The organism is Bremerella sp. P1, assembly GCF_028748185.1.
Lineage (GTDB): Bacteria > Planctomycetota > Planctomycetia > Pirellulales > Pirellulaceae > Bremerella.
Genome location: NZ_CP118164.1, coordinates 5,192,112 through 5,208,372, shown reverse-complemented (window position 1 = coordinate 5,208,372; position 16,261 = coordinate 5,192,112). Strand labels below are relative to the sequence as shown.

Below are 16,261 nucleotides of genomic sequence, written 5' to 3'. Positions count from 1 at the left end.
CCCGCGCCAATCATTTCCTCTACGCCGCTAGCACCACTGGTGACAGTCGTACCGATTGTGCGTTCGGAATTTGCGCAATGTGCGGCCTGTTCCGAAAGCTCCTGCGGCAACTTCTCTAACACTTCTTACTGCCGATTCGGTTCTTCCGCGCTACCTGAAATCGATCTGCCTGTATTAAGGCGCGTTCCGATTATCGCATCTAACGGCATTGGTCACCTTCCGTTCAGGATGAACGTAATTCGTGAAGTATGGAAACCCGCACGATGAAAATTAGCTGGACTTGCCGCGCCCTAGGGATTTGTTTGGGCGCTTTGGCACCTGCACTTGGCTACGGCCAAGACTCCATCTACAGCGCACCTCAAGCAGACTACTCGCAAGGCGCGCCGAACTATCAATACAACTACGAGCAGCAGCCACAGCAGTTCTACGCTGCTCCAGAAGCTCCTCAAGCTCTGCCGCAGGTCGATACGGTTTCTGCCGCGTCGTACTACAACCTGCTCGAACGCGTCGAAGCGCTGGAAGCAGAAGCTGCCGAAGAGGCCTGCAAAGAAGTCGATCTGATCGCGAAGCCCACGCAAAAGTGGTCGGGCCGTGTTCACTTCGACTACTGGAACTTCCCCGATAATTCGGCCCTTCCTAACTACCTGGAATCGGGCGACGCCAACGATGGTGGCGACGACTTCATCGGCTTCCGTCGTCTGCGATTCGGCGTGAAGGGTGATGTTTGGGAAAACATGGAATACAAGATTGAAATGGAGTTTGCCAACCCGAGCAAGCTTGCTTTCAAAGATGCTTACCTGGGCTGGAGCCAACTGCCGTTTCTGAACACGGTGCTCTTGGGTAACCAGAAGCGTCCATACGGTTTGGATCACTTGAACTCCAGCCGCTACAACGTCTTCCTGGAACGTCCGTTCGTGGTCGAAGCATTCAACCAGGACGCTCGACGTATGGGTATCCAATCGTACGGTGTTTCGGACAATGAAGCCTGGAACTGGCGATTCGGTTACTTCCTGATGGACGACCTGGCACAAACCGGTGGTCAGTACGACGACAACTACCAGTCAGAAATCGCTGGTCGTCTGGCCAACACCATCTGGTACGACGAAACGTCCGGTGGTCGTGGCTACGCTCACTGGGCCGTTTCCGGTTCGGCTGCTTTCCCTGGCAGTGGCGGCGACGATCGCTTCACCACCCGCCCTGAAGCACGAACTGCCAACAAGTGGATCGACACGGGCGTTCTGGATGCTTCCAACTACCAATTGCTCGGCCTGGAAGGTGTGCTGAACATCGGTTCCTTCTCGCTGGTCGGTGAATACATGACGGCTCATGCTGATCGCGCCGGTGCCCAGCCCAACGTGAACTTCGGTGGTGGTTATGTCTACGCCGCTTACTGGTTGACTGGCGAATACACGCCTTGGGAACGCGACTCCGGTACGCTCGGACGCACCAAGCCGCTGGAAAACTTCTGGATTGTCAACCGTTGCGATGGTTGCCGCAGCTATGGCTGGGGTGCTTGGCAAGTGGCTGCCCGTTACTCGTACGGTGACTTCAGCGACGAAGATGTCTTCGGTGGTGTCGGCGAAAGTGCCACCTTCGGCGTCAACTGGTGGTGGAACCCGAACGCTCGTGTTCAGTTCAACTACATCAACGGCCGCATCTCCGAACGCGTTGTCGCCGGTGGACCTTCCGATTCCGGTTGGTACGACATGTTCGGCATGCGATTCATGGTCGACTTCTAAACCGCCCTGCGGATGAAACCCTTTGTCTGGCCCTTACCAGGGGCCAGGCAGCCAACGGAAAACAACTAAGCAAAACATTCAATACGGAGCGATCTCCATGAACCGTTACCTCGCCATTGTTGGCCTCGGACTGCTGTTTTTCGGCAGCGGGTGCTGTGCGACGAAATGCTGCACGCCAACGTGCTGCTCGTCCTACGGCAAGACTTGCTCGCCGGAAGTGAAACAAACTGAAGTCGCACACAACTGCTACGCGGACAAATGCAAAGATATCTGCATCCCGGCAGTTCGCTTCCCGTGGGAAGATTGCTGCTCGCCACTGCGTTGCGGCAAGGTGCGCTCGGTCAAGCAATTGACCAAGTGGGAATACAAGTGCCCCGACTGTGAAGTCGAATGGAACGTCATCAACAACGGTTGCTGCGGCTACGGCAATGGTTGCGGTTGTGGTAACAACTGCGGCGGAGCCTGCGGAACGGGTTGTGGCGATCCAGCTTGCGGCTACAGCGTCGATGCCATGCCGAGCGAAGCACCTCAACCGATGCCAGCGGTCATCACTCCGGAACATTCCCCTTCGGAAGTTCCGCCAATGCCGCCGGTTGTGATCGAACAAACCACCTTCTTCGCTCCAACCCGCTAACGAGTCACTCTCCCCACGACTCAGAGGAATTCCGACGCAGCCCTTGGAGGTTTCCCACCTCCAAGGGCTTTTTTCGTTCGAAGGCCAATCGGATCACCCACTAGGGAAACGGCTTTCGATCGGTAGAATAGCCCTCTATGACGCCCAACATCATTCATATCAGTTCGCCTGACGATCCGCAGCTCGTGCGTTACCAACGCGAGTTCGAGCGGAAAAGTCACATGCGAGACGGCTACTTCGTCGCCGAAAGCCAGTTTCTCGTACAGCGGCTGCTCGACAGTCCCTTTCATGTCGATTCGATTCTGGTCGATGGTGAATCCAAGATCCCCCAGTTGCCTCCGCACCGGGTCGGTCAGTTCCCGATCTACGTGCTGACGCGTAGCGATATCAAGGAGTTGGCCGGGTACAATTTTCACCGCGGGATCATGGCCTGCGGGCAGCGTCCCGAACGGAGCAATATCGATTCCATCTTCCCCGGTGAAGTGCCAGCCACGTCAACCATTCTCGCCGCCTCGAAGATCGGAGACTTCGAGAACATGGGGGCGATCATCCGTGCGGCCTGTGCGTTTGGGGCGGATGCCATCTTACTCGACGACGGCTGTGCCGACCCATTCGCCAAGCGTTCGCTGCGTGTTTCCACTGGACACGCATTCAAGATCCCGATCGTCGAAAGCGAAGATTTCACGGCCGATCTGAAGAAGCTCGTCGGACTGGGTTTCGAGAACTTCGCGACCGTGCTTTCCGATACCGCGACCCCGCTCTCCGAAGTCCGCCGCGCGCCTCGCAGCGTGCTATTGGTGGGCAACGAAGGATATGGCCTGGAAGAAGAGACGCTTGCCCACTGCACGCACGAAATCACGATCCCGATGCAGCGCGGCAGCGACTCACTGAACGTGGCGATGGCGACCGGTATCTTCCTTTACCACTTCTGCCACATGCAGACCACGTCACCAGCGGATGATCTCGCCTGAGACAATTTGCTTTTGCCCGGCGGAAGTCTGCACCAGCAGTGCACCCGTTTCGTCGATGCCGCAGCACTGGCCCGCGATGACCTGATCGGCCTGGCTCGTTTCCACAGGACGCCCCGTCAGCAGACAATGGTTCCGCCAGTAAGGAAGCAGGTCGGCCAGCGAATCGACATTCTGCCTGCACAGCTCTCGAAAGCGGGCCAAGAACCCCAGCAAGATCTCCGGCAGAAAATGCTGCTGCGTTGTGACATCGGTCAGCGCGATCGCTTTCTGCTGAACGTCCGCCGGAGCATGCTCCAAAGAGTTATTCACGTTCACACCAATCCCCACGCACAGGACAGGCTCGGCAGCATCGCGTTTCTCGACCAGGATGCCGCATACCTTTCGACCCGAGAGGTAAACATCGTTGGGCCACTTCAGCTGGAAGGCGTCCGAGCCGCTAAGCGCCTCCAGCGTCTGGCACATGGCAACCCCAGCAATGAGCGAACACCGCGGCCAGTTGTGGGGCTCGATGGGGATATCTTTTCTGCCCAGCATCGCCGTGAACGTCAGTGCCCCTTCGCCGGCAAACCAGCTGCGCGATCCCCTGCCCCGCCCTTTGGTCTGCTTACGAGCCACGACCAGCGCCGGCAGACGCTGGCTATACTCCGTCAGATTGGCCAGCGCATGATCGCTGGTCGATGACAACTCGTCGAAGACATCGACTAGGGCAAACCCAGCTTGACGCTCGATCTCGTGCTGGGCAAGTTCGGGAAACCAATCGTTCATGGCCTATGACAGTCGAATCATAAGATCGCCGGTCTCGACCTGGCTGCCCGGTTTGACGAGCACTTCTTCGACCTTCCCAGCCACTTCGGCATAGACGGTGGTTTCCATCTTCATCGCTTCCAGCGAGAGCAGTTTTTGCCCCTTGGCCACCTTCTCGCCGGGCTCGACCGCAATGGTAACGACCATGCCAGGCATCGACGAACCGATCTGCTTCGGATCGGCCGAATCAGCCTTTTGACTTTTAGGAACGTCCGATTCGAGCGAGTGATCGAGGATGCTGACTTCCCGCGGTTGGCCGTTCAGTTCGAAGAAGACCACCCGCGTTCCATCGGGGTGCGGATCGCTCACCGTCAGGAACTTCACGATCAGCGTCTTGCCCGTTTCGATATCGATCACCAACTCTTCTCCAGGCTCTTGGCCGTAGAAGAAGACCGGCGTGGGCAGGTTGCTGATGTCGCCGTATTCGACAAAGTGCTTGGCGAAGTCTTCGTAGACCTTCGGGTACAGCAAGTAAGAAACAACTTCGTTTCGCTTTGGCTTGCGGCCGAGGATCTTCTCGACCTTGTCCGAAGCGTCGTCGAAGTCGGCTGGCTCGAAGCTTTCGCCGGGGCGCGTGGTCAGGATCGCTTCGTCGCGCATCACGCGTTTCTGCAGGCCTTCGGGGAAACCGCCGGGCGGCTGTCCCATGCGACCACCCAATAGGTCTTTGACCGAGGCCGGGAAGGCCAGTTCCCGTTCGGGATTCAGCACGTCTGCTGGCGTCAGTTCGTTCGCGACCATGAACAAGGCCATGTCACCGACTGCCTTCGACGTCGGAGTCACCTTGACGATATCACCCAGCATTTCGTTCACCTGGGCGTAGATCTCGCAGATCTCGGCCCACTGATCGGAAAGCCCCAACGCGTGGGCTTGCTGGAACAAGTTCGTGTACTGACCGCCAGGCATTTCGTGGCGATACAGGTCGGCTGTCGCTGGCAGCACCGTGCTTTCAAACGGCGTGTAGAACTCGCGAACCGATCGCCAGTACTCGGCGATTTCGTCGATCTGCTTGGTGCCCAGCTTGCTTTCCTGTGGGGTGCCACGCAGCATCTCGACAACTGTATTCAGGTTCGGCTGCGAAGTGCCACCAGAAAGTGGTGCCATCGCGGCGTCGGCGATGTCGAGCCCGACTTGGGCTCCTTCCAGGATCGAAGCGGCCTGAATGCCAGCGGTATCGTGCGTGTGGAAGTGGATCGGCAGGCCAATCTCTTCGCGGAGCGTCTTGATCAGCTTGCGAGCAGCCGTCGGCTTGCAGAGCCCGGCCATGTCTTTGATGGCCAGGAAGTGAGCCCCCATCGATTCCAACTGCTTGGCCAGATCGACGTAATACTGCAACGTGTACTTATCACGTTTCGGATTGCTGATGTCGCCGGTGTAGCAGATCGAAGCTTCGCAGATGGCGCCCGACTCAATGACGGCATCCATCGCGACCTTCATGTTCGGCACCCAGTTGAGTGCGTCGAACACGCGGAACACGTCCAGCCCTGCCTGAGCGGCTTCCTGAACGAATGCCGTCACGACGTTGTCGGGGTAGTTCGTATAACCGACCGCGTTGGACGCCCGCAGTAGCATCTGGAACAAGACATTGGGGATGTGTTCCCGCATGTCGGCCAGTCGCTGCCACGGCGATTCCTTCAAGAATCGCATCGTGGTATCGAAGGTCGCCCCGCCCCACATCTCGATCGAAAACAGGTCGGCACAATTGTGAGCATACGCCGGCGAGATGTTCAGCAGGTCATTGGTACGCACCCGCGTCGCGAGCAAGCTTTGGTGGGCATCGCGGAACGTGGTATCGGTGAACAACAGCTGGTCCTGGTCGCGAACCCACTGAGCGAACTTCTCGCTTCCCAATTCCTTGAAGCGATCACGTGAACCCTTGGGCAGTGGTGCGTCGACATCGATCGCAGGCGTCGGTGCCGGGTCGCGTCTCTTGGATACCGCACGATCCTTAACCAGCGGATTCCCATTAACGGCAATATCGCCAAGGAACCTAAGCAGCTTCGTCGCGCGATCTTTACGCGGGGTGAACTGCATCAGTTCCGGTGTTTCGTCGATGAAACGCGTGGTGCACAGGCCCTCGACAAAGGTGGGATGCTTCATCAACCGGCTGAGGAACGGGATGTTAGTCTTCACCCCTCGCACGCGGAACTCGGCCAGGACGCGTTCCATGCGGCGGGCAGCATCGACGAAGCGGCGACCCCGCGCGGTGACCTTCACCAGCAGCGAATCGTAATAAGGATGCACCACGGCACCGCTGAAAGCACTACCGGCATCCAATCGCACGCCCATCCCCGCACCGCTGCGGTAATGCGTGACACGGCCATAGTCTGGCATGAACTTGTTCGAGGCGTCTTCGGTCGTCACGCGGCACTGCAAGGCAAAGCCAAACGGCACGATCGATTCTTGCGTGGGAATGCCGATCTCAGGATGATCGAGCGGTTCACCTTGGGCGACGAGGATCTGCGACTTCACCAGGTCGACGCCAGTGATTTCTTCGGTGACGGTATGCTCGACCTGAATACGCGGGTTCACTTCAATAAAGTAAAACTCACCCGTCTGAGCATCGACGAGGAACTCGACCGTGCCGGCGGCGTAGTAACCGACGGCCTTACCAATGGCGACGGCCGCATCGCACAGGCCTTGCCGCGTTTTGGGATCGAGCTTCGGAGCGGGGGCGATTTCGACCACCTTCTGATGGCGTCGCTGCACGCTACAGTCGCGTTCGTAGAGGTGGACCAGGTTGCCTTGCTTGTCGCCCAGCAGCTGCACTTCGATGTGGCGTGCCTGCTGGATGAACTTTTCGATGAAGATATCGGGGCTGCCGAACGCGTTGAGGGACTCGCGCTGGGCTTCCTTGAACGAGGCCTCGAACTCTTCGGCCGATTTGACGACACGCATCCCGCGTCCACCGCCCCCTTTGGCGGCTTTCAGGATAATGGGGAAGCCCATCTTCTCGGCCAGTTCGCGACCGGCAGCAACATCTTCAATCGCCGCGTCACTACCACCGAGAATCGGCACACCGGCCTGCTTGGCCACGTTGCGAGCAGCCGTCTTATCACCGAGCATCTCCAGGCAATGTTTCGAAGGACCGACAAAGACAATGCCGTTCTTCTCGCAGGCATCGGCCAGGTCGGGGTTCTCGGACATGAAGCCGTAACCCGGATGGATAGCATCGATGTCGTGCGTCTTGCACAGACGAATCACGCCGGGAATATCGAGATAAGCCCGAACAGGCTCGCCTTCCTGACCAATCAGATAAGCTTCGTCCGCTTTAAAACGATGCAGAGCGAAACGATCTTCATAGGAATACATACCGACCGTCCGAATCCCCAGTTCATGGGCACTACGGAAGATACGGATGGCGATTTCGCTGCGATTGGCTGCCAGAAGCTTGGTGATTTTTTTCATAGTCGGCCGTATTCAACAACCGGCTGCCCGCGAGTGGGGAGCCAGACGGGAGAGATGTTGTGGGGTGAAGCCAGCCAGTATACCAGAATGTAGGTGGAAGAAACGAGCGCAAGTCGGTCATCAATTTGATCAAATCGGACACGCTCCCTGACAGCATGAACCGATTATGCCGACGATTCGCCATGACTGGGCGATCGTTTCCAACGGGAAATTCCCAAGTCCGTCGTACTAGACAAGCAGTTGGAGTATTCGACCAGTATTGTGGAGAATCGTACAGCGACTCTCCAGGCGCATTGCGATAGGATGAATTCTAATTCGATCAACACCCCAATTGAGTCAGGAGAACATCATGGGACGCATGCCAGACGAACGGTTGGAAAAGGCGTTTGAGCAACTCAAGACCATTTCAGAAGAAGATCATGCCAAGGTCAAAGGATTGGCAGAGATCGTGAGGCCGCTGCGCAGCTTTATCCACAAGACGCCTGACGATTATGGCATGACTGGCTGGTCGGATGTCATCATTCCTTCTGAGGACGGCACTCCGCTGGAAGGTTGGTACATTCCCGCGAAGGGAGGCGAGAGCAATAAGTTGGTCATCTTCAATCACGCACTACCCATGTGCCGGTCCGGGTTTCCTGGGCACTTCGGACCACCATGGAGCAACTTCGATGCGGTCGAGATCGACTTTGTGATTCAGTACAAGCATCTGACCGATGCGGGCTACAACGTGCTGACCTATGACATCCGTAACCATGGCAACAGTAGTGCCGCCAACGGCGGACTGAGTGGTATCGGCTGCTGGGAATGGCGAGACTGTGTAGGCGTGAAACGCTACGTTGATGCACACCCGAGCTTGTCGAAAATGACCGTCGGACTCTACAGCCAATGCATGGGTGGCAATTCGCAGTACCACGCGATCCATCGGCACCCAGAGCTATTTGCGAACGTGAAGTGCATGGTCAGCCCCATGGTCGTCTCAATGACCGCGATCTACGACGCCTTCTCCGATTTGCAGGGCATCCGGCAATACCAGGAACTGATCGACCTGGAACTGTTAAAAATGGGAGCGTTCGTCGCGGCGGATATGACTCCGCATCACTGGGCGGCCAGCGTCACCATGCCGGTGCTGATGGTCCAGGTCCTGGAGGACGAATGGACTCGCAATCCGGAAGACGCGCAAAAGACATTCGATCTCCTGGGCAGCCAAGAGAAAGAACTGTTCTGGATCGAGAATACCAAGAAACGCTTCAAGGATGGATATAACTACTTTGGTCGCCACCCTGAAAAAGTTCTGGGCTTCTTAGAGAAGCACATGACGTCATAACGACTCGCCGTGCGTCGTTATAACTGGGCGGTCATTCTCGTCACGGAATCAAATCGGCAAGGCTTCCCGGAAGAGGCGGCAGATCGCCAGCGGGAAAGTTACCTGCGTCGTATTCTTTCCAGAGCGCATTTAACCATGGGTCGCTGACATCGAGCATCAGCGACGAAGAGATCAGCCCGAAGTCGTCCGAAACGTACCCGGCCAACTCCGGCGACTGGGTCAACTGCATTGTTTTCAGAAATGCTGCCTTGCGAATCTCTTGGTGAAGTCCTTTCAGATCCTCGGGAATATCGGCGTCGGGAAGCTTCTTGTAGGCAGCCATCCAAGCGGTTTCAAATGGCGGCGCGTCTCGTAAATCTAACGCAGCGTCCAGGTCGACTTCGAACATGGCCTCAGTCAACAGTTGATCGGAATGAATCCGATCGATGATCGCTTGAACTTCTTTCACGTCGCAAGTTCTCCGAAGAATGTGACCGCGCATAAAAAAGAGAACGAGCTGCGTCACTCGTTCTCTCGATAGTTGTAGCTACCCAAGCTGGGTTCGTCTAGCGAACTAGGCTCGCGAGCTGCTGGCTTGCTCGGCGAATTCTTCGTCGGTGTCAGCATCGCTGCTGGGGCCGGCACCTGGATCGCGGAAGCGGTAGCCGACGCCGCGGACCGTTTCGATCAGGTCGGCAAACTCGGCCATCTTACGACGAAGGGCTCGCACGTGGACGTCGATCGTTCGTTCCATCACGACGGTGTCTTCACCCAAAGCGGCGTCGATCAGTTCCGAGCGGTCAAACACACGGCCAGGCTGACGCGTGAGCGTTTCCAGCAAGCGAAATTCACTGCGGGTCAGTTGCAGCGGCTTGCCATGCACGGTGGCACGGTGACGGCGACGGTCGATCGTCACGCCTTGGCTGGCCACTACGTCGGTCGTGGTGGCTTCGGTACCGCGGCGACGACGTTCGAGAGCCTTGATGCGTTCCAGCAAGACCTTCACGCTGAACGGCTTGGTGACGTAGTCGTCTGCCCCGAGCGAGAACCCGATCAGCTGATCCGACTCTTCGGCTTTGGCAGTCAGCATCAGGACCATGATGTCTTTGGTCGCTGGGTCTGCTCGCAGCCGGCGGCACACTTCCAAGCCATCGACGACCGGCAGCATCAGGTCCAGAATTACCATGTCCGGCGTCTTCACTTGCGCCTGGGTCAAACCATCCTGACCATCGTAGGCGGAGAGCACCTCGTAGCCGGCCTGACGAACGTTGTAAGCCAACACGTCAGCCAAAGCTCGATCGTCTTCGACAATCAGAATCTTCATTCGGGCCATGTCTAGGTCCAATTTACAAAAACAAAAAAGGGGTATTATTCACGTGTCAGAGAGTTTCCTTCGGAATCACCGGAAAAGCGGTGCCGTACGATCTCTCCCTCTACCATGTAGATCACGTCGTCGGAAATATTGACGGCGTGATCCGAAATTCGTTCGATGTGTCGACTCGCCGAAAAGCAATGCAGAGCCGGAACCACCTGGTCAGGTCGTTCACGCATAACCTTTTGCAGCTCTTCGATAATCTCGCAGTTCATCCGATCGACCTGGGTATCCATCGCACCAACACGAGCCGCGGCAGCGCTGTCCATGTTGACGAAGGAATCGAGCACGTCCGAAACCATTCCCTTGGTCATCTCGACCATGCGGGCCAGACGCGGCGGAATGGTGAACGTGGGGAATTCAATCACGCTCTTGGCTCGCTCGGCCAAGTTCACCGTGAGATCCGCCATCCGTTCCAAGTCGTTGTTCACTTTGAGAACCGTCGCGATGCGTCGCAGATCGACGGCGACCGGTTGATGCAATGCCAAGGCTTTGAGGCACTCTTCTTCGATCTGCACCTCGCGTTCGTCGACGATGATGTCGATATCGATGACTTCGTTGGCGATGTGCGCGTTGCGTTCAAAGAGTGCCCGAGTGGCTTTCTCGAGCATTTCCTCGACGACTCCCGATAGCGACAGCACCTCGTGATGGAGGTGATCCAGATCGCGTTGAAGATGGAGAGGCATTGTGTCTTGTCGAGGAAATCGTAGGGCTACGGTCAGCACGGCTCCGCCGGCATCGGATCGAAAGCGAAGACCTCATTGCCGTATGGCGCTGAAACCAAGTGCTTTCGATGAACCTTATGTTAACCCTGGATTATTAAGACAATGTAAACACAATTGTTAATTTGTAAGAACACGGCTTCTTTTTAGGCGAACCGTAAACACGGACCCCTCATCAGGGGCGCTTACAAGCTCGACGCTACCCCCAAAAGAACCAGCCAAGTGCTTCACGATCGAAAGCCCAAGCCCGGTACCGCCCATTTCTCGGGAGCGTGCCTTATCGACGCGGAAGAACCGCTCGAAGATCCGATCCTGGGCTTCCTGGGGAATCCCGATGCCGTGATCCTGCACCGAGATGGCGACCTGGTCCCCTTCGGTCTTCCAGCGGACCAACACGTCGCCCGGCTTGCCTGAGTATTTCACGGCATTATCGACCAGGTTGCCGACGATCGTTCGCAGCCCTTCCTCGTCGGCTCGCACGTACACCTCGTCATCCTCGGCCGTTTCGACGACGAGACGAATGTCTTTGGCGGCTGCCTTGTCGCGCAAGGAATCGACGCTCCACTGGGCGATGTCCGCGACGTTCACGTCGGTGATATCGAAGACCTCCTGCCCTGCTTCCACACGGGCAAGCTGCAGCATGTCCATGATCAGGTCGTGCAGACGATCGCTTTGATCGGTGATCTGCCCCAGGAAATAGTCGCGGTTCTCAGCATCGTTCACCGCTCCCATGTGCAGTGTTTCGGCGTACGCACGAATCGCGGCCAAGGGTGTTTTGAGTTCATGCGAAACGTTGGCGACAAACTCGCGCCGCAGATTTTCCAGCCGGCGGAGTTCGGTCATATCGTGCAGCACCAACACCACACCGGGACAGGGATCGCCCGGCAAGCAGTTGGCTTGAATATTGATGACCCGGCGAAACGGCGACGAAACCTCAAACTCGGTCGAACATGCCTCGCCGGTGGACATCGCTTGCTGCACCGATTGATCGAGGGCACGGATCCGCGTGACTTCGATCAACGGTCGACCTTCGACCCGGTCGACTCGAATCCCCAGCAGCCGCCGCACGGCCTGGTTTGCCAGCAGCACGACCCGGTCGGAGTTCACCGCGAGAACCCCTTCGACCATGCTCCCCAGTACCGTTTCAATCCGGTTAGCTTGATCACGCAAGGCTGTCTCGCGCTGCGTTACCGCCAGTGCCATCGCTTGGAAGTGCCGCACCAATTGCCCCAACTCATCGCGAGACGAATTCCACAGATGCTGCATCTCGCCGTTTTCAGCCAACGCATCGCAGGCATCGGTCAGATCGATGACCGGATCTACCGCTCTTGTTTCGACCATGCGGGTAAGAAAGACGCCGGCGATGATCGTCCCGATCGCAATGAAGCCGACAACCATCGCAATTGCTCCGGACGAGCTGTCGAGATTTGTTTTCGGAGTCCCGGCACGTACGAACGCGATCGTATTCCCCTCGTAAACAACCCGCTGCGCGACCATCAGCATATTGACGTCTTGATCGGCGAGCAGTCTTTCGGAGTAGCCAAAGTTGCCGGAATCGGCGTCGCGGAACTCGCTCAGTTGTCGCAGGTTTTCCATTCGCCGAGGAGGATACAGCGAATCGGCCAGCACGCGGCCGCCATCGCTGATGATGGTGAGATACAGACCAGACTCGGCGGAGTAACGTCTCACATGGCGCTGGAGTTGATCTTCGTCGAGCCGCGCGGGGTCTTCCTGATTAAGGACACTGGCCCGCATCAACTGGACGACCGTTTCCAGATTTCGGATTCTTTCCTGACGAATGGCTGACTTACGTTCCTGGCCGGCAGCCCATGTCATTGCTACCAGGGTCACGAAGCTTAACGCGACCACCAAAAGTAAGATGTATGTTCCTATGCGTGAGCGTACCATCGCAACTCGTCAGTATTCGTCCCTGCGAAGAAATTGCCATCCTGTATCATAAAAGGGACACGCCATTTAAGCAGGGTGCAATCAGGGCTGTTTTCATGAAGTTCCATTCATAATTCGCTTCGACCACGAAAAAAGGGCGAGCCGAACCGGCCCGCCCCCTCTTGGGTTTCTTTCGATAATTCAAACACCAACGCTTAGATGGTGATCGATTCGCCTGGCATCGGAACGACGTAAGGCGATTGCTCTGCCTGCTTCTGGGCAGCTTCTGGATTTGGCTTGACCGGAGCTTCGTCGTCCATGCTGGTCAACTTGTCGAAGTCAGCCAGGGCGATTTCCGAGTTCAAGGCGTCTTCGTACTTCAGAACCTTGCCACCCTTGCCGCTGTGACCACCGGAGTAGGTAGCCATACGACCGAAGATCGCGGTCATGGTGCTGTGGGCACCGTAATCGCCTTCGTTCGGACGTTCGCCGTTACGCAGCGAAGCGAACAGGTCGTGGTGTTCTTCCTGGTGACCACCGCGGCCGCCTTGGCCGTAGCTCCAAGCCAGGTCGCCCTTGGCGTCGTAGATCTTACCGCCACTGATGTCGGCGTAACCCTTCGAGCCATGAGCGTGTTCCGAAACGCTGTTCCAGCAGCCAGGGATATGGCGGCACGAGCTCAGCATTTTCACGCCGTTGGGGTAGGTGAATTCGATCATGTGGTGATCGTAGATTTCACCGTGATCGGCACCCTTACGAACCTGACGACCACCTTGGCCTTCAGCCGTTTCTGGTGGACCATCCATTAACCAGTTGATGACGTCGAGGTTGTGGATGTGCTGTTCAACGATATGGTCGCCGCACAGCCAGTTGAAGTAGTACCAGTTACGCATTTGGTATTCGAGTTCGGTCTGCGAAGCAGAACGGTTACGAGTCCAAACACCGCCCGAGTTCCAGTAGGCTCGGCAGAAGATGATGTCGCCGATCGCGCCATCCTTCAGACGGTTGATCGTTTCGACGTAGGCCTTTTCATGGTGACGCTGCAGACCAACGGCGACGGCCAGGTTCTTTTCCTTGGCGATCTTGTTGGCTTCCAGAACGCGGCGAATACCTGGGGCGTCGGTTCCGACAGGCTTTTCCATGAAGATGTGCTTGCCAGCGTTCACTGCGGTTTCAAAGTGCAGCGGACGGAAGCCAGGCGAGGTAGCCAAGATCACCAAGTCGCAATCGGAATCGATCACTTTCTTGTAAGCGTCGAAACCAACGTATTGACGATCTTCCGGCACTTCGACTTGCTTGGCGTGACGGCTGGAAAGCGAACGAAGGCTCTGCTTCAGACGATCTTCAAAGACATCGCCCATGGCGACGAGCTTGGTATCGCCCTTGGTGTTCATCGCTTGATCAGCAGCACCGGTACCACGACCACCACAGCCGACCAAACCAATCTTGATTTGATCGCTACCAAAAGCATGAGCGCTTTGGGCAATGCTCAGCGACCCAGCGATGGCACCACCGGCGACGAGCATGGACGAACCAGTCTTGATGAAATCGCGCCGCGAAGTCTGGGCAGCGTCTGTCTTATTCTTCGAATCTTTCTTAGCCATAGATGGAGACTCTCCGTTAAGCATAAATATTAGATAGGGGCGAGGTGGGAAAATTTAGACGTGCGTCGTACCATGAGGGTAAGCTTTAAGCATACTGGATTCTACGTACCGATTCAATTATTTACTGGCGAGATAAGGGCTTGCGTGAATTTATTTGCCCCCGCCGCGCGCGATTTTTCGGAGCGATCATGACGTCACCATTCTCAAACGCGACCGTCACATGGGGGGCCTTTTTGGTCACTTTCGGCATGGCCGTCAGTCACTTGTGCGCGGGCGAGAATTCCCTTCTTACGGTCAGCCAGCCACACATGGGAACAATCGTCCGCATAGTGGCCGATTGTGACGATGCCGAGCTTTTCAAAAAAGCGACAGATGATGCCTTTGCTCGGTTCCACGAGATCGAGCAGATTTGTAGCGATTATCAGAGTGATTCCGAAGTCCTTCAGCTTTCCGCGAAATCTCCTACGCCTGAGCCAATTTCTGTGAGCGACGACCTTTGGAACGTCCTCTACAGGGCTCACCAGGTCAATCGAGCTTCACAAGGAGCCTTCGACGTCACGGTCGGACCACTGACCAAAGAGTGGCGCCGGTTCCGCCGCCGCGGCAAGTTAGACCCTACGCGAATCGAAGAAGTACGAACGTCGGTGGGCGCTATGCACATGACGCTCGACGAAAAACAGCACGCCGTCAGTCTTGCCGTCAGCGACATGCGGATCGACCTGGGAGGCATCGCTAAAGGGTATGCGATCGACGCGGCCCTTGAGGTCCTATCCAAGCATGGCATCACACGAGCCTTGGTCGATGCTGGCGGTGACATTGCCGCGACAGGCGCACCGCGCGGCGAGCCTGGCTGGCGGGTAGGCATTGCCGGACTCAACCCGAAGCAGCCGCCGATTCTCGTTGCCCACATCTCACAGTGTGCGGTCGCGACTTCTGGGGATGCTTTTCAGTTTCTCGAACACGACGGCAAACGCTACTCGCACATCCTCGATCCCCGCACAGGCTACGGCGTTGATCACCGGGCAACGGTGACCGTCTTTGCCAAAACCGCAACTGAGGCAGATGCCTGGGCCTCGGCGATCTGCGTGCTTGGCCCCGAAGAAACCCCGAAGGCCCTGAGGGAACAGCCCGGCATCGCGACCTGGATGGAAGTCCTGGTGGACGAGAAGCCAATCACCTGGGCCAGTCCGAACCTGGGTAGCTGGCTGAGCGAGCACAGTCAGACGAAATAGATTCGGAATCAACGGATCGGATCGAAGACGGGGTCTTCCAGTGCCTGCTTCCAATAGGCGAGCGTCCGTTCGGTCGCACACTGCGACTCGATGGCCGATTGGCTTACGGCCTCGAAGAATGTCTTGGCTTCCTTCTCAAACCCAAACAACCGCATACTGCGAATGACCCGCGTGATTCGCAAATGATTGTGGTTCATCGGGGAATGCCAGTTCTCGCGATTGCTGGTCAGGCTGGGGTCGGGGACGAACTCCCCATCTTCGTTGAGTTCAAACCCGAGGAAACGTCCAAACCGCGTGATCATTTCGTGCATTCGCTGACGAGCGTCGATATTCTCGCGCAAAACTTGGGCGGAGTGCTCGTCGACCAGCGGACAGTCGGGATTCACGCTGGAAGTCTCGTGCAGCGGAAACATCCATTGAATGATATCGTGATGCGATTCCAACTCGCGGTCGGTCATCGCGATCATATCGAGAACCGTCCGGCCGTGGCTGTCGGTTCCCTCGTGGCCATAGAAATCGACAACGCGTGACGTCATGCTGACTCTCCTTAAAGCGAGGCGATCACCCAACTATCACGATAGGCGA

13 protein-coding genes are annotated in these 16,261 nt (G+C 56.9%); 5 read left to right on the top strand and 8 right to left on the bottom strand.

Features of this window, described 5'->3' with window-relative positions:
• Nucleotides 1–263: 263 nt before the first annotated feature.
• The 3 genes from PSR63_RS21715 to PSR63_RS21705 all read left to right on the top strand — a co-directional run bounded on the left by PSR63_RS21715 (nt 264) and on the right by PSR63_RS21705 (nt 3,344).
• Entirely contained in the window at nt 264–1,739 is a 1,476-nt protein-coding gene (locus PSR63_RS21715) for an OprO/OprP family phosphate-selective porin (protein WP_274327769.1), read from the top strand.
• 97 nt (nt 1,740–1,836) lie between these two features.
• Entirely contained in the window at nt 1,837–2,373 is a 537-nt protein-coding gene (locus PSR63_RS21710; protein WP_274327768.1) for a hypothetical protein, read from the top strand.
• 137 nt (nt 2,374–2,510) lie between these two features.
• Nucleotides 2,511–3,344, top strand: a complete 834-nt coding sequence (locus PSR63_RS21705) for a TrmH family RNA methyltransferase (protein WP_274327767.1) — start codon at nt 2,511–2,513, stop codon at nt 3,342–3,344.
• Here PSR63_RS21705 and PSR63_RS21700 read toward each other — a convergent pair.
• A complete protein-coding gene (locus tag PSR63_RS21700; RefSeq protein ID WP_274327766.1) occupies nt 3,321–4,109 on the bottom strand; it encodes a biotin--[acetyl-CoA-carboxylase] ligase in 789 nt (262 codons plus the stop codon). The two genes, PSR63_RS21705 and PSR63_RS21700, sit on opposite strands and share 24 nt — an antisense overlap.
• 3 nt (nt 4,110–4,112) lie before the next feature.
• Nucleotides 4,113–7,556: a pyruvate carboxylase gene (locus tag PSR63_RS21695; RefSeq protein WP_274327765.1), complete on the bottom strand. Its 3,444-nt coding sequence runs from the start codon at nt 7,554–7,556 to the stop codon at nt 4,113–4,115.
• A gap of 349 nt (nt 7,557–7,905) precedes the next feature.
• On the opposite strand from PSR63_RS21695, the gene PSR63_RS21690 reads away from it, so the two are divergent.
• On the top strand, nt 7,906–8,880 hold the full coding sequence (locus tag PSR63_RS21690) for an alpha/beta hydrolase family protein (protein ID WP_274327764.1): 975 nt from the start codon (nt 7,906–7,908) through the stop codon (nt 8,878–8,880).
• Nucleotides 8,881–8,920: 40 nt separating this feature from the next.
• On the opposite strand, the gene PSR63_RS21685 is transcribed toward PSR63_RS21690, so the two are convergent.
• The 5 genes from PSR63_RS21685 to PSR63_RS21665 form a co-directional block, all read right to left on the bottom strand.
• Nucleotides 8,921–9,328, bottom strand: a complete 408-nt coding sequence (locus tag PSR63_RS21685) for a hypothetical protein (RefSeq protein ID WP_274327763.1) — start codon at nt 9,326–9,328, stop codon at nt 8,921–8,923.
• Nucleotides 9,329–9,433: 105 nt separating this feature from the next.
• Complete coding sequence (locus PSR63_RS21680) at nt 9,434–10,192, bottom strand: response regulator (RefSeq protein ID WP_274327762.1); 759 nt, start codon at nt 10,190–10,192, stop codon at nt 9,434–9,436.
• Nucleotides 10,193–10,227: 35 nt separating this feature from the next.
• Nucleotides 10,228–10,917: a phosphate signaling complex protein PhoU gene (gene phoU, locus PSR63_RS21675; protein ID WP_274327761.1), complete on the bottom strand. Its 690-nt coding sequence runs from the start codon at nt 10,915–10,917 to the stop codon at nt 10,228–10,230.
• 156 nt (nt 10,918–11,073) lie between these two features.
• A complete protein-coding gene (locus tag PSR63_RS21670) occupies nt 11,074–12,861 on the bottom strand; it encodes a sensor histidine kinase (RefSeq protein ID WP_274327760.1) in 1,788 nt (595 codons plus the stop codon).
• 194 nt (nt 12,862–13,055) lie between these two features.
• Nucleotides 13,056–14,444, bottom strand: a complete 1,389-nt coding sequence (locus PSR63_RS21665) for a Gfo/Idh/MocA family protein (RefSeq protein WP_274327759.1) — start codon at nt 14,442–14,444, stop codon at nt 13,056–13,058.
• Between the two features lie 188 nt (nt 14,445–14,632).
• Between PSR63_RS21665 and PSR63_RS21660 the strand changes: the two genes are divergently transcribed.
• Nucleotides 14,633–15,676, top strand: coding sequence for an FAD:protein FMN transferase (locus PSR63_RS21660; protein ID WP_274327758.1), 1,044 nt, complete (start codon nt 14,633–14,635; stop codon nt 15,674–15,676).
• An 8-nt stretch (nt 15,677–15,684) separates the two neighbouring features.
• On the opposite strand, the gene PSR63_RS21655 is transcribed toward PSR63_RS21660, so the two are convergent.
• Entirely contained in the window at nt 15,685–16,212 is a 528-nt protein-coding gene (locus tag PSR63_RS21655; RefSeq protein ID WP_274327757.1) for an opioid growth factor receptor-related protein, read from the bottom strand.
• Between the last annotated feature and the right edge of the window lie 49 nt (nt 16,213–16,261).

Coding starts and splice junctions, on each gene's coding strand:
- PSR63_RS21715 (WP_274327769.1), top strand. CDS start 264: ATGAAAATTAGCTGGACTTGCCGCGCCCTAGGGATTTGTTTGGGCGCT.
- PSR63_RS21710 (WP_274327768.1), top strand. CDS start 1,837: ATGAACCGTTACCTCGCCATTGTTGGCCTCGGACTGCTGTTTTTCGGC.
- PSR63_RS21705 (WP_274327767.1), top strand. CDS start 2,511: ATGACGCCCAACATCATTCATATCAGTTCGCCTGACGATCCGCAGCTC.
- PSR63_RS21700 (WP_274327766.1), bottom strand. CDS start 4,109: ATGAACGATTGGTTTCCCGAACTTGCCCAGCACGAGATCGAGCGTCAA.
- PSR63_RS21695 (WP_274327765.1), bottom strand. CDS start 7,556: ATGAAAAAAATCACCAAGCTTCTGGCAGCCAATCGCAGCGAAATCGCC.
- PSR63_RS21690 (WP_274327764.1), top strand. CDS start 7,906: ATGGGACGCATGCCAGACGAACGGTTGGAAAAGGCGTTTGAGCAACTC.
- PSR63_RS21680 (WP_274327762.1), bottom strand. CDS start 10,192: ATGGCCCGAATGAAGATTCTGATTGTCGAAGACGATCGAGCTTTGGCT.
- phoU (WP_274327761.1), bottom strand. CDS start 10,917: ATGCCTCTCCATCTTCAACGCGATCTGGATCACCTCCATCACGAGGTG.
- PSR63_RS21670 (WP_274327760.1), bottom strand. CDS start 12,861: ATGGTACGCTCACGCATAGGAACATACATCTTACTTTTGGTGGTCGCG.
- PSR63_RS21665 (WP_274327759.1), bottom strand. CDS start 14,444: ATGGCTAAGAAAGATTCGAAGAATAAGACAGACGCTGCCCAGACTTCG.
- PSR63_RS21660 (WP_274327758.1), top strand. CDS start 14,633: ATGACGTCACCATTCTCAAACGCGACCGTCACATGGGGGGCCTTTTTG.
- PSR63_RS21655 (WP_274327757.1), bottom strand. CDS start 16,212: ATGACGTCACGCGTTGTCGATTTCTATGGCCACGAGGGAACCGACAGC.